The sequence below is a fragment of the Bacillus sp. FSL K6-3312 genome (assembly GCF_038007485.1).
Lineage (GTDB): Bacteria > Bacillota > Bacilli > Bacillales > Bacillaceae > Bacillus > Bacillus pumilus.
Map to the genome: position 1 here is coordinate 1,188,374 of NZ_JBBOXI010000001.1, position 13,799 is coordinate 1,202,172.

The window sequence follows — 13,799 nt, forward strand, 5'->3', positions numbered from 1 at the left end:
TTATGTATGAATGGAAAAATTAAAGGGAGAAGTAATTCGTTAGAAACTTTGCAATCCCATCTTGTTCGTTTGTATCTGTGATTTCATTTGAAACACGTTTCACGGCATCGATTCCGTTGCCCATAGCCACACCGCATCCAGCAAATTCAAGCATTTCTAAATCATTGTCTTCATCTCCGAATGCCACAATCCGCTCCTGTGGAACGCCGTAATAATCACTGATCTTTTGCAGTCCAACGGCCTTGTTCATGCCTGTTTTAATGATCTCAATCACGTGCCACGGAGCAGCCCATCGCCTATGATCAATCACTTCTGCATGAACATCTGATAAATAGCTTCGAATGGCTCCGACGTCCTCTTCTTTTGCGTGAATTAACACGCTCGTCACATTCTCTCCAAGGTTGTCCCGAAGGTCTCCAACAGTGACTTTATTTGCATTCATATTAAATATATCAATGAGCTTCTCATCATGATAATGGAAATACAAATCGTCTAACACTTCAGCTAGCACATTATGCACTTTATACTCCTCACTAATGTCTACAAGCTGTTTAACGACTTGAAGATCAAGTGACGTATGAAATCTGCCCCATTTTTCATCAAGAGGATGATGGACAAACGCTCCATTAAAATTCACAATGGGTGAATCAAGCTGTAATTGCTGATAATAAGGAGAGCTGGAACGAAATGGCCGGCCGGTTGAAATACAGACATGATGCCCGCTGTCTTTCACTTTTTGAATGACGTCAAGTGTGTGTGTAGAGATGGTTTTATCATCTTTTAATAACGTGCCATCCAGGTCAAGTGCGATTAGGTAAGGTTTAGTCTCCATAAAATCTCCTTTGATCTGTAAGTGATAGGAGGCAGTTCGTGCGGCGCCTCTACCTATAGTGTATCTTTATCACATCTTTGTTGTCTACATGTTAAAATAAACAAAGACGGGAATGATAAAGGAGGATTCATAGGCAGTGATCACCATTGATGAGCAAATTGCGCGCGATATTCCATTTTTACATATCGTAAAAGCTGAAAATAAAAACAAACCGCTACCGCTTGTATTTTTTATACACGGATTTACAAGTGCACGCGAGCACAACTTACACTTCGCCTTTCATTTGGCGGAAAAAGGCATGAGAGTGATTTTGCCTGACTGTGCTTATCATGGTGTAAGATCAGAAAACCTCAGCTTAGAGGAACTGGCGTCAAGGTTCTGGGAAATTGTCTTGAACGAAATACGTGAAATCGATATACTCAAAACATACTTTGAAGAAAAACATTTGATTGAAGCCGATCTGATCGGTGTTGCAGGTACTTCCATGGGCGGCATCACGACCTTTGGTGCACTCGCCAAGCATGATTGGATTAAAGCGGCAGTTAGCTTGATGGGCAGTCCGAAATATACGACATTTCTACAAGCACAAATTATGGACATGCGTCACAAAGGGTTGATGAAAGAGATTACAGACGAAGAGGTTCATCAGCAATTAGACGTGCTGCGTCCTTATGATTTAACGCTGCAAACAGATCGATTAAACAAAAGACCGCTGTTATTCTGGCATGCAGAAAATGATCCAGTTGTCCCTTACCGGCATGCAAAAGCTCTTTATGACGAGTTAGCAGCAACCCAATATAAAGAAGATCCGCACCTGATTCGTTTTATTACAGATGGACAGGCTGGCCATAAGGTCTCAAGACAAGCAATGTTTGAAACGATTGACTGGTTTGTGACACATCTGAAAAGCACAAACGTTTAGTCAAAAGAAAAAGTACGTTATACTAATGGAAAAGGAGTGGATATCATGGATGAAGCATTGAAAGAAAATATTTTAGGCGCCCTAGAACAGGTGATTGACCCTGAACTGAATGTCGACATCGTCAACCTTGGACTTGTCTATGATGTCGATCTTGATGAGAATGGAAAAGCGGATATCACGATGACCTTAACATCAATGGGGTGTCCCCTGGCACCAGTTATCGTGGATGAAGTGAAAAAAGCATTAAGTGATCTTCCAGAAGTGAAAGAAACAGAAGTTCACATCGTATGGAATCCGCCTTGGACACGAGACAAAATGTCAAGATACGCAAAAATTGCGCTCGGTATTCAATAAGCACAAATGAAAATGCCTGGTATGAGTTGAACTCATACCAGGTTTTTTTATGAAAAAATAAGGTGGAGGAAGAGAATGGATTGATATAATGGGTGTAATATGACAGATCGGAGTACCTCATAATGAAACGAAAATGGTTATGGATTGTTCTTTTAATGGGATACGCTGCTGCATTTTTTACATCAATCACCATCCGTGAGGAACAAGCACACAAAAAACAAGATCTTGAGGCGTTTACAGATGTCAGTCATCTTATGCCTGTTAAAATAAAAAAAGTCGTTCAAGGTAAAGAAATAGATACTTTAAAAGAAGTAGTAGAAGAAGCGAAAGTAAAAAACTTGCCGATATCAATAGCCGGCAAACAGCATAGCATGGGCGGCCACACGTATTATGAAAATGGCATTGTGCTCGATATGACAGAATTCCGCCAAATTTTAGCGTTTGATGAAAAAAAGAAAACGATTCGGGTCCAAAGCGGCGTTACATGGGATGATATACAAACATATGTGAACCCATATGGTCTTGCCGCGAAGGTCATGCAATCACAGAATATCTTCACGATTGGCGGTTCTCTCAGTGCAAACGCACATGGACGTGACATTCGCTACGGCTCACTCATAGACACTGTTCGTTCCTTTAGGCTACTTAAGGCAGATGGGGAGATCGTTACAGTGAAGCGGGGCGATGGTTTGTTTACTGCCGTGATTGGCGGATATGGTTTGTTCGGCGTCATTTTAGATGTTGAGCTTTCGTTAACGAGAGATGAATTATACAAAATGGAGACAACCTCTCTAGATTATCGCGAATACAGTGATTATTTTCAAAAACATGTCAAACAAAATAAAGAAGTACGCATGCATCTTGCCAGAATCTCAACAGCGAAAACAAACTTTTTGAAAGAGATGTATGTGACGAATTATTCCCTCACTTCACAACAAGAGATTGAATCATATCAAGAGCTGAAAGAGGATCAACTCGTTATGCCACTCAAATTTATGCTCGGTCTTTCAAGAAGGTTTGATATGGGGAAAGATCTGCTATGGAATTTGCAAAAGAAGTATTTCCAAAGTCAAAATGATCAGCTGATCACAAGAAACAATGTGATGCGCTCAGATTCTGCTTTTTTAGAATATGAAAATGAATCAGATACAGATGTGCTTCAGGAATATTTCGTCCCAGTCGACCGCTTTCGTGCGTATATCGATGAAATGAGACACTTTTTACAACAGGAAGAATTGAATTTAATGAACATCACGATCCGCTACGTACAAAAAAATGAAAAAGCGGATCTCTCATATGCGAAAGAAGATATGTTTGCACTTGTTCTTTTAGTGAATTATGGTTTTGAGAAAGAAAAGAAGGCAGAAGCAGAGCGGATCATCCGGCAAATGACAGATATCACGCTTCAGCACCATGGAAGCTATTACTTACCGTACATGCCTTATCAAACGAAGATACAAATGAAGCGGGCCTATCCTAAAACCGATGTATTCTTCCAAAAGAAAAAGCAAGTAGATCCAGATGGCAGGTTTATCAATTACTTTTATGAAAGGTACAATACACAATGAATGCAAAAGCAATGAAATGGTTCGTCTACTCACAAAGCCTGCTGTTTTTCGCCAGTAGTTTGATTTTCCCTTTTTACATTCTTTTTATTAAAAATGTTGGTTCAAGCTATTCACAGTTTGGTCTTGCCTATGGCTTGTTTGGTTTAAGCGGAGCGTTTATTCATTTACTCTTAGGGAAACTGCCCGAAACCACTGACAGGCGTCTCTTTTTAATCATTCATTCGTTCGGAATGGCATTTCTTTTACTGCTATTTCCTCATATAACAGAAGTCGAGCAAGTGTATATGATTCAACTGGCTCTTGGTGCGCTAGGCGGCTTTCAAAAGCACGGGGAAAAACTGCTTGTCACAGAGCTGACAACAGAGAATAAGAGAATGAAAGAGGTCGGCCGCTATCATTTTTGGACAGCTCTTTTTTCATCGATAGCGATTATGCTTGGCGGCCTGTTTGCAGATTTCTTCACCGTGTATTTCATTTTTTATGCAAGCTCCATATTATATTTATGCAGTGCCCTCATCGTCATCATGATGAAATACGAAAGATAAATCCGCATGTCTCACGAAGATATGTGGATTTTTTTATGAAAAAAAATGAAAAGAAATATTAAATATACAATTGAATTAATTTTTATACATGTTATAATGTTAAATAATTTCACAAAGATCAAGAGGGTGTATTGACGTTGAAAATAGGTATTATAGGTGCTACGGGATACGGTGGTGCGGAATTAGTTCGTATCTTCAAGCAACATCCACACGTGGATGAATGTATATTGTATTCATCAAGTGGTGATGGTCAATTATACAGTCAATCTTATCCACATCTAACAACGATTACTGATCAAACATTAAAAGCCATTGATCCTGCTGCCATTGTGCGAGAAACAGATGCTGTGTTTTTAGCGACACCAGCAGGCGTATCAAGTGAACTCACACCGAAGCTCATGAACCAAGGAGTGCCTATCATTGATTTATCAGGTGATTTGCGCATTCAAGACGGTGCAACCTATGAAGCTTGGTATAAACGAAGGGCAGCTGATCAATCATCTGTTCAACAAGCTGTGTATGGGTTACCTGAATTGAATCGTGAAACGATTGAGCAGGCTGAAGTCATTGCAAACCCAGGGTGCTTCCCTACCGCAGTTCTTCTCGGCTTAGCACCTCTGATGAAACAGAATCTAATCGATGAATCTATGATCATCATAGATGCAAAAACAGGAGTGTCTGGTGCAGGACGATCTGCCTCACTTGGAACGCATTTTTCAGAGCTAAACGATAACTTCAAAATTTATAAGGTAAATGAACATCAACATACACCTGAAATAGAGCAAATATTAAGAGAATGGAATCCGCAAACGGCGAACATCACCTTTTCAACGCACCTTGTCCCGATGACAAGGGGGATTATGGCGACGATGTATACCCAGCTGAAATCAGATATCACAAAAGAGGAATTGATGAAGCATATGAAAGGCTTTTATGAAGATTCCTATTTTGTCAGAGTGAGAGATCACGGGGTGTATCCGCAAACAAGGGAAGTATATGGCAGTAATTTCTGTGACATTGGCTTTCATTTAGATGAACGTACAGGCAGACTCACGATTGTGTCTGTGATCGACAATCTCATGAAGGGCGTAGCCGGCCAAGCGGTTCAAAACTTCAACATCATCAAAGGCTTAGATGAAGAGGCGGGCCTCACAATGACACCTCTCTATCCATAAGAACAGGGGAGACAACAAACATGATCGAATTGAATGAAAAAAGCATTGTTAAAATAGACGGTGACGTATCATCACCAAAAGGCTTTGAAGCAAAGGGGATTCATATTGGATTACGTTATTCAAAAAAAGACCTTGGACTGATCGTCAGTGAAGTACCGGCAGCGAGTGCAGCTGTATACACACAAAGTCACTTTCAAGCTGCACCTCTACAAGTCACTCAGAAAAGCTTAAAAAAGACAGGGCAATTAAAAGGGGTCATTGTCAATAGTGCTATCGCCAATGCATGTACCGGTGAGCAAGGTTTGAAAGACGCATACGAAATGCAGGCAGCCTGCGCAGATATGTTAGGGATAGAACCTGATTACATTGCTGTTTCTTCTACTGGTGTCATTGGAGAGTGTCTGGATATGGATAAAATCAAAAAAGGCATCACTCAGCTGAAAGAAGCAAAAGCAGGAAATGGTCATTTTGAAGAGGCAATCTTAACGACAGATACAGTCATTAAAAACACAACATACACCCTGACGATAAACGGCAAAGAGGTTCTCATTTCAGGTGCAGCGAAGGGCTCTGGCATGATTCATCCGAACATGGCAACAATGCTTGGCTTCGTAACAACGGATGCAAATGTCGAACAGGAAGCTCTGCAAAATGCACTTCGTGATATTACCGATGTGACCTTTAATCAAATTACTGTCGACGGAGAAACATCGACAAACGATATGGTGCTCGTGATGGCAAATGGCATGGCAGAAAATGATGTGCTAAATGAAGAGCATCCAGAATGGCCATTGTTCAAAGAAGGATTAAAGCTAGCTTGTGAAGATCTTGCTAAAGAGATTGCAAGAGACGGAGAAGGTGCAACGAAACTAATTGAAGCGCAAGTTGCTGGTGCTAAAAATCATTTAGAAGCTGGCATCATAGCGAAGAAAATCGTCGGTTCGAGTCTAGTGAAAACAGCCGTATACGGTACCGACGCCAACTGGGGGCGTATCATTGGAGCGATTGGCCATAGCGCAGCGTCCGTCACACCACAAGAGGTAGAAGTGTATTTAGGTGGACAATGTCTGTTTAAACATAATGAACCGCAGCCATTCTCAGAAGAGGAAGCAAAAGCGTATCTAGAGCAGGATGAGATTACGATTTTGATTCAAATGAATGAGGGAAATGGTCAGGCAGCGGCATGGGGCTGTGACCTTACCTATGATTATGTGAAAATTAACGCGAGCTATCGCACATAATGAAGGAGATAGACATGGATAAAACGATCGTATTCAAGTGTGGAGGCAGTGTCATTCGAGAACTTTCAGATACCTTTTATGAAAATGTCCGCTCACTTCAAGCTGCTGGATTTAAGCTGGCTATCGTCCATGGCGGAGGCCCTGAAATCACTAGCATGTTGAAAAAATTAGAAGTGAAAACAGAATTTGTTGACGGGCAGCGTAAAACAACGAAGCCGGTATTAGAGGTAGCCGAAATGGTCCTCTCGGGAACGGTCAATAAATACTTTGTGTCAGAGCTCGCAAAGCATGATATCTCATCTGTCGGCGTGTCTGGGAAAGATGGTCAGATGCTTGTCGCTGATTTTCTTGATCAAGACGTGTACGGGTACGTTGGTGAAATCAAAGAAGTGCATCCAGAGATGGTAGAAGCATTAATGGAAAAACAATTTATTCCTGTGATTGCACCGTTGTCTATGACAGAAGAATGCCAAACGTTAAACGTAAACGCTGATTTAGCAGCATCAGCTGTCGCAGGAGCGATGAAAGCTGATAAGCTCATGTTTGTTACAGATGTGGAAGGCATTTTAAAAAATGGTGAATTATTAGATGTCGTCACCGAACAAGAAGCTCTCACGCTCATTGATGAAGGCATTATTTCCGGGGGAATGATTCCAAAAGTACAATCCGCTTTGAGTGCTTTATCAGGAGATGTGGATGAAGTCATGATCGTCAATGGTAAAGGAAGTATCTTTACAGGGGAAACCTTTAAAGGAACAAGAATTGTGAAGAAAAAGGAGGCGGTCCTGTGAGTCATCTCTTTCAAACTTATGGACGGTGGAATGTTGAAATTAAAGAGGCAGCAGGTTCTTGGGCAGTCGATACAAATGGGAAAAAATATTTAGACTTTATACAAGGCATTGCGGTCACAAATCTCGGTCATAATCACCCAAAGGTCAATCAAGCCATCAAGAAGCAGCTTGATCACGTCTGGCATGTATCGAATCTATTTGAAAATGGGCTGCAGGAAAAAGCAGCAGAAAAGCTGGCTGCAAACAGTTCAGGGGATCTCGTATTTTTCTGTAATAGCGGAGCTGAGGCAAATGAAGGTGCAATCAAATTAGCGCGTAAAGCAACAGGGAAAACAAATATCGTGACATTTTTGCACTCTTTTCATGGGCGCACGTATGCTGGTATGGCTGCTACAGGTCAAGATAAAATTAAAACGGGCTTTGGCCCCATGCTGGAAGGCTTTCATTATGTACCGTTTAATGACCCAGAAGCGATTGCCGCATGTGAAGTCGATGATGTGGCAGCGGTGATGCTTGAGGTTGTGCAAGGAGAAGGTGGCGTAAATCCAGCGACAACAGAATTTCTAGACGCTGTTCAAGCGTTTTGCCAAAAGCATGAAGCACTTCTGATCGTAGATGAGATTCAAACGGGAATTGGACGTACAGGAACAGCATTTGCATACGAACAAATGGGACTTGATCCTGATATTATCTCTTCTGCAAAAGGATTAGGAAATGGCTTCCCAGTCGGTGCAGTCATCGGGAAAAAGGCTTTAGGAGACGCATTCTCACCAGGTTCACATGGAACAACTTTTGGTGGCAACATGCTTGCCATGGCTGCTGTGAATGCAACACTCGATGTCGTTTTCAAAGATGAGTTTCTGACAGAAGTCAAAGAAAAAGGCGCTTATCTGCTAGAAAAGCTACAAGATCTGAAACAACTGAATATCGTAAAAGAAGTACGCGGAAAAGGATTGATAGCAGGGATTGAATGTCATCAGCCAGTCGGTGATTATATCACAGCTCTGAGAGAACAGGGATTGCTGGTACTTCCAGCTGGTCCGAATGTGATTCGGTTATTGCCTCCGCTGAATGTAGAAAAAGCAGAAATAGATCAAGCAATAGAAGCGATGACTCATGTTTTAGCAAATGAAACAGTGACGGCATAAATTTTTTTACACCAAAACGCATAAAAATGCATTTATATTACTAATTATTCAATTTGGGGTGACACGAGCATGAAAGGTTATTTAAATTTAGAAGATGGAGCCTCTTTTGAAGGAGATCTGACAGGAGAAGCTGGCATGACAGGAGAAGTGGTTTTCTTTACAGGGATGACCGGTTACCAAGAGGTGCTCACAGATCCTTCCTATAAGGGACAAATCATTGTTTTCACATATCCGCTCATCGGAAATTACGGCATTAATCATGAAGACTTTGAGAGCAAAAAACCACAAGTGAAAGCTGTCGTTGTGTATGAAGCAGCGGATCATTTCTCTCACCATCTGGCAGCGGTTAGCTTAAAAGATTATTTACAAAAGTGGAACATTCCGCTTCTGACTCATACTGATACACGAGCAGTCGTGCAGAACATCCGGGCAAATGGGACGATGAACGCTGTGATCAGTGCAGACGAAAACGAAACACCGCCGGCCATGAAACAAGACAATGTGGTCGCACAGGTGACAGAGGATGAAATCTACACTCAAGGCAGCGGCGAGGAACATGTAGCGCTTATTGATTTTGGCTTTAAAAAATCAATAGCAGATTCGCTTGAAGCGCGCGGCTGTAAAGTAACCGTCATTCCGTACAAACAGCTGGAAAAGGTGTTTGAAATTAAGCCAGATGCGGTCCTGCTATCAAATGGGCCTGGAGATCCCAAAACAATGAAGCCATATTTAAAAACCATTCATGACATCATGATGACCTTCCCGACACTTGGAATCTGCTTAGGTCATCAATTAATCGCTCTTGCACTTGGCGGGGATACGTATAAGCTTCCATTTGGCCACCGCGGGGCGAATCACCCTGTACAAGATACAGAATCCAAACGTGTTTTCATGACAAGTCAGAATCACAGCTATGTGGTGAATGAAAAAAGCATGAATGACAAAGAAGTGGACGTGAAATTCCTTCATGTTAATGATGGATCTGTCGAAGGATTCATTCATAAAGAGAAGCTCATTATGTCAGTTCAATTTCATCCAGAAGCACACCCAGGTCCTGCTGAAAGTGAATGGATATTCGATGATTTTATTGAGAAAGTGAAACAAGCAAGGAGAGAAGTTGCACATGCCTAAAGATCAAAGCATACAAACCATTCTAGTCATCGGGTCTGGTCCAATCATCATTGGTCAGGCAGCAGAATTTGATTACTCAGGAACACAAGGATGTATGGCCCTAAAAGAAGAGGGCTACAAAGTCATTTTAGTGAATAACAACCCAGCAACCATTATGACAGACGAATCATTTGCTGATGAAATCTATTTTGAACCGCTTTCAGTTGATTCAGTGACAAGAATCATCGAAAAGGAAAAACCAGATGGTCTTTTAGCCAACCTTGGCGGACAGACCGCTTTAAACCTTGCTGTCGAGCTCGAAAAAGCCGGTGTGCTGAAAAAGCACGAGGTAACCCTGCTCGGAACGTCAGTTGAAACAATTGAAAACGGTGAAGATCGAGAGAAATTCCGTGCTCTCATGAAGCAGTTGAACGAACCTGTGCCAGATAGTGAAATTGTGGATAATGCAAAGGATGCCCTTCAATTTGCAAAAGAAGTAGGCTTCCCAGTCATCCTAAGACCAGCATACACACTTGGCGGAAAGGGCGGCGGAATTGCTTTAACAGAAGAAGCGTTTAAACCGCTTATTGAAGGAGCCCTTTTAGCGAGCCCGATTCATCAGTGTTTAGTTGAAAAAAGCATCGCGGGTTTTAAAGAAGTCGAATATGAGGTCATGAGAGACCGTCAAAATACGTGTATTACGGTTTGTAATATGGAAAATATCGATCCAGTTGGCGTGCATACAGGAGACTCGATTGTCGTTGCACCTTCGCAAACATTAACGGATCAGGATTATCAAATGCTTCGTTCAGCGAGCCTGAAAATCATTTCAGCACTGGATGTAGTCGGGGGATGCAACATCCAATTCGCCCTTGATCCACTCAGTAAAGAATACTTTGTCATTGAGGTGAATCCGCGGGTTAGTCGTTCATCTGCTCTTGCCTCAAAAGCAACGGGCTATCCGATTGCTAAAATGGCAGCAAAGCTTGCGGTAGGCTATACACTAGACGAACTGAAAAACCCGCTCACAGGCACAACTTATGCTAGTTTTGAGCCGGCACTCGATTATGTCGTCGTGAAATTCCCACGCTGGCCGTTTGATAAATTTAAACAGGCAGATCGGCAATTAGGTACAAAAATGAAGGCGACTGGCGAAGTCATGGCGATTGACCGTAATTTAGAATCAGCCATCCAAAAAGCGGTCGCCTCTCTTGAAATCAAAACAAAGGGCTTCCACCTGCCAGAATTGAAAGACCAATCGACTGAACAACTATTTGAGCTTGTCAAAACACCAGACGATCGACGTTTCTTTGCTGTCATGGAGCTTCTTTCAAGACAGGAAACGGTTGAAGCGATCCATCAAGCGACGAAAATCGATCTATTCTTCTTACATGTGTTCAACAATATGATCACTCTCGAACAGGAATTGAAAAACCATGAGGGAACGCTCTCAAAAGACACCTTGAAAAAGGTAAAGGAAAAGGGCTTCCTTGATGAAACGATTGCTCTTCTAACAGGCAATAGTGAAGAGGCTATTAGACAGCTTCGTCAAGAATATGGCATTACGGCTTCATTTAAGATTGTCGACACATGTGCAGCGGAATTTGATGCAAAAACGAACTACTTCTATTCCACATACTTTGGCAAAAGTGATGGAGAGCATCAAGAGAAAACCAAACAGCGTGCACTCATCATTGGCTCTGGTCCAATTCGGATTGGGCAAGGAGTCGAGTTTGACTATAGTGCGGTGCATGGCGTTCTTACCCTACAAAAGCTTGGCTTTGAAACCATTATGATGAACAACAATCCAGAGACGGTCAGTACGGATTATGAAATCGCAGATCGTTTATATTTTGAGCCCATTTCATTAGAGCACATCTTAAACGTTGTGGAAGCAGAGCAAATTGATTTCGTCATCGTTCAATTTGGCGGACAGACTGCCATCAATGTAGCAGAAGGTTTAGAAAAAGCGGGCATTACGTTGTTAGGTACATCCTTTGACACGCTAGATGCGCTGGAAGATCGTGATCTGTTCTATCAGCTTCTTGATGAACTGAACCTACCTCATGCAAAAGGAAATACAGCTCATTCAAAAGAAGAAGCGCTCACGCATGCTAAAAGCATCGGTTACCCTGTGTTAATTCGCCCATCGTATGTCATTGGCGGAATGGGAATGATTGTTGTCCAGTCAGAAGCACATTTGACGTCACTACTTGATCAGCCAGATCATCTGCCATATCCAATTTTAATTGATGAGTATGTCACTGGAAAAGAAGTTGAAGTGGATCTGATTTCTGACGGAAAAACGACTTTCATCCCAACGATCGTGGAGCATATTGAGAAAGCGGGCATCCATTCAGGTGACAGCTTTGCCATCTTACCAAGTGTCTCCATCAGTGAAGACATCAAACAGCAGGTGCATATTGCGTCCGAACAAATAGCGAAGAAATTAGCGTTTAAGGGCATTATGAATATCCAATTTGTGATCAAAGGGGATCAGGCGCTTGTACTAGAGGTGAATCCGCGGGCGAGCCGGACCGTTCCAGTTGTCAGCAAGGTGATGGGCATTGACATGATTCCGCTTGCGACTCAATTACTAGCTGGTGCAACGCTTGAAGAACTGAACCCAGTAACGAAAAACAAAGGGGGAACAGCGGTCAAATTCCCAGTCTTCTCATCACATGCCATTCAAGATATTGACTTAAAGCTGACACCTGAAATGAAAGCGACAGGAGAAGGAATGTGTGTAGGCAAGAACGTAGAAAGCGCTTTGAAAAAAGTGTTTGCGTCGATCTGGCATCAGAAAGGTAGCCTTTTTATAAAAGGCAGTGAACAATTAGTAGATGAAGCAAAACATGCAGGATTTGATGTCTGGACGGACAGCTTTGACACTTGGCTGCAAAACGAAGATAAATCCCTTCATATCCATTTAGGCGAAGATGAAGAGGCAAAAGAGCAACGCGTAAAAGCACTCACACATGGCGTCCAGGTTCTAACCGAATATGAAACAGTTCAAGCATTCCTGCAAGGAAAAAATGGAGATGTATCACCAGTATCGCTCCAAGAATTATACAAAAAGGAAGTGACGGCATGAGTCAAGTTGATCTGCAACCAACATTATACGGAAAAGACTTTTTATCATTAAAAGATTTCTCAATCAAAGACATTGCTTATTTAATTGAAAAAGCGGAAGAAATGAAACAAAACCCATACCAAGATTTATTCAAAGGGAAAACGTTAGCGATGATCTTTGAAAAATCGTCAACTAGAACCCGCGTGTCGTTTGAAGCCGGAATGACGCAGCTGGGGGGACATGCGCTCTTCCTCAGCTCAAATGATTTGCAAATCGGCAGAGGAGAAACGATCAGTGATACAGCGCAGGTGCTGTCTGGCTATGTAGACGGCATTATGATTCGAACATTTGAACATGAGAAGGTCGAGGAGCTGGCACAATACGCGTCCATTCCTGTCATCAATGGACTGACTGACTACTCCCATCCATGCCAGGCACTTGCTGATTTATTGACGATAAAAGAAGCAAAAGGAACATTAAAAGGAATCAAAGTCGCCTACATCGGTGACGGAAATAACGTGGCACACTCCTTGATGGTTGGCTGTGCGCAGCTAGGCTGTGATATTGCAGTTGCATCACCAAAAGGCTATGAACCACTTCAAGAAGTAACAGACACAGCACGTGAGTTTGCAAAACAATCAGGCGCAGAAGTCATCATTACAACAGACCCAATCTCTGCTGTCCAAAATGCAGATGTCATTTATTCCGATGTGTTTACAAGCATGGGGCAGGAAGCAGAAACAGAGAAACGCCTTGCTGAATTTAAAGAATATCAAGTCAATGACAAACTAATGCGTCATGCAGCAAAAGAATATATTTTCCTTCATTGTCTCCCGGCACATCGCGGAGAAGAAGTGACAGCAGACATTATTGACGGACCGCACTCTAAAGTATTTCAGCAGGCAGAAAACCGCCTGCATGTTCAAAAAGCATTAATCAAAGAGCTCATGTATCAACAAACCAAATAAATGAAAAGTATCCCTGACTCGTAGGAGCAGGGACTTTTTGCATAAAGGATTGGAGAGGCAAGTCACGGGACA

Annotated in this window: 12 protein-coding genes; 11 read left to right on the forward strand and 1 reads right to left on the reverse strand. The window is 42.1% G+C overall.

The genetic code is table 11. The features are described from left to right. Positions 1-19: 19 nt before the first annotated feature. Positions 20-832 (reverse strand): Cof-type HAD-IIB family hydrolase, encoded by an 813-nt coding sequence (locus tag MHI11_RS05910; RefSeq protein WP_113768411.1) that lies wholly within the window; start codon positions 830-832, stop codon positions 20-22. A gap of 136 nt (positions 833-968) precedes the next feature. Here MHI11_RS05910 and MHI11_RS05915 point away from each other — a divergent pair, with 136 nt between their 5' ends. From MHI11_RS05915 to argF, 11 genes are all read left to right on the forward strand, one after another. Continuing rightward, on the forward strand, positions 969-1,754 hold the full coding sequence (locus MHI11_RS05915) for an alpha/beta fold hydrolase (RefSeq protein WP_126741327.1): 786 nt from the start codon (positions 969-971) through the stop codon (positions 1,752-1,754). A 45-nt stretch (positions 1,755-1,799) separates the two neighbouring features. Continuing rightward, positions 1,800-2,108: a metal-sulfur cluster assembly factor gene (locus MHI11_RS05920; RefSeq protein ID WP_003211530.1), complete on the forward strand. Its 309-nt coding sequence runs from the start codon at positions 1,800-1,802 to the stop codon at positions 2,106-2,108. A 122-nt stretch (positions 2,109-2,230) separates the two neighbouring features. Beyond that, positions 2,231-3,676, forward strand: coding sequence for an FAD-binding oxidoreductase (locus MHI11_RS05925; RefSeq protein ID WP_340960657.1), 1,446 nt, complete (start codon positions 2,231-2,233; stop codon positions 3,674-3,676). Continuing rightward, positions 3,673-4,221 carry an MFS transporter gene (locus MHI11_RS05930; protein ID WP_012009539.1) on the forward strand — a complete coding sequence of 183 codons (549 nt, stop codon included), beginning with the start codon at positions 3,673-3,675 and terminating at the stop codon, positions 4,219-4,221. Before MHI11_RS05925 ends, MHI11_RS05930 begins: the two co-directional genes overlap by 4 nt. A 137-nt stretch (positions 4,222-4,358) precedes the next feature. Next, positions 4,359-5,396, forward strand: a complete 1,038-nt coding sequence (gene argC, locus MHI11_RS05935) for an N-acetyl-gamma-glutamyl-phosphate reductase (RefSeq protein ID WP_340960658.1) — start codon at positions 4,359-4,361, stop codon at positions 5,394-5,396. A 20-nt stretch (positions 5,397-5,416) separates the two neighbouring features. After that, on the forward strand, positions 5,417-6,637 hold the full coding sequence (gene argJ / locus MHI11_RS05940) for a bifunctional ornithine acetyltransferase/N-acetylglutamate synthase (RefSeq protein WP_340909888.1): 1,221 nt from the start codon (positions 5,417-5,419) through the stop codon (positions 6,635-6,637). 14 nt (positions 6,638-6,651) lie between these two features. Next, positions 6,652-7,428, forward strand: coding sequence for an acetylglutamate kinase (gene argB, locus MHI11_RS05945; RefSeq protein ID WP_340960659.1), 777 nt, complete (start codon positions 6,652-6,654; stop codon positions 7,426-7,428). Then, complete coding sequence (locus MHI11_RS05950; protein WP_340960660.1) at positions 7,425-8,576, forward strand: acetylornithine transaminase; 1,152 nt, start codon at positions 7,425-7,427, stop codon at positions 8,574-8,576. The genes argB and MHI11_RS05950 overlap by 4 nt, the downstream gene beginning before the upstream one ends. 69 nt (positions 8,577-8,645) lie before the next feature. Further along, complete coding sequence (locus MHI11_RS05955) at positions 8,646-9,707, forward strand: carbamoyl phosphate synthase small subunit (protein ID WP_044139915.1); 1,062 nt, start codon at positions 8,646-8,648, stop codon at positions 9,705-9,707. Next, positions 9,700-12,780 (forward strand): carbamoyl phosphate synthase large subunit, encoded by a 3,081-nt coding sequence (locus tag MHI11_RS05960; protein ID WP_340960661.1) that lies wholly within the window; start codon positions 9,700-9,702, stop codon positions 12,778-12,780. The genes MHI11_RS05955 and MHI11_RS05960 overlap by 8 nt, the downstream gene beginning before the upstream one ends. After that, positions 12,777-13,727, forward strand: a complete 951-nt coding sequence (gene argF, locus MHI11_RS05965) for an ornithine carbamoyltransferase (protein ID WP_065098864.1) — start codon at positions 12,777-12,779, stop codon at positions 13,725-13,727. Before MHI11_RS05960 ends, argF begins: the two co-directional genes overlap by 4 nt. The last annotated feature ends 72 nt before the right edge of the window (positions 13,728-13,799 follow it).

Coding starts and splice junctions, on each gene's coding strand:
- MHI11_RS05910 (WP_113768411.1), bottom strand. CDS start 832: ATGGAGACTAAACCTTACCTAATCGCACTTGACCTGGATGGCACGTTA.
- MHI11_RS05920 (WP_003211530.1), top strand. CDS start 1,800: ATGGATGAAGCATTGAAAGAAAATATTTTAGGCGCCCTAGAACAGGTG.
- MHI11_RS05925 (WP_340960657.1), top strand. CDS start 2,231: ATGAAACGAAAATGGTTATGGATTGTTCTTTTAATGGGATACGCTGCT.
- MHI11_RS05930 (WP_012009539.1), top strand. CDS start 3,673: ATGAATGCAAAAGCAATGAAATGGTTCGTCTACTCACAAAGCCTGCTG.
- argJ (WP_340909888.1), top strand. CDS start 5,417: ATGATCGAATTGAATGAAAAAAGCATTGTTAAAATAGACGGTGACGTA.
- argB (WP_340960659.1), top strand. CDS start 6,652: ATGGATAAAACGATCGTATTCAAGTGTGGAGGCAGTGTCATTCGAGAA.
- MHI11_RS05955 (WP_044139915.1), top strand. CDS start 8,646: ATGAAAGGTTATTTAAATTTAGAAGATGGAGCCTCTTTTGAAGGAGAT.
- MHI11_RS05960 (WP_340960661.1), top strand. CDS start 9,700: ATGCCTAAAGATCAAAGCATACAAACCATTCTAGTCATCGGGTCTGGT.
- argF (WP_065098864.1), top strand. CDS start 12,777: ATGAGTCAAGTTGATCTGCAACCAACATTATACGGAAAAGACTTTTTA.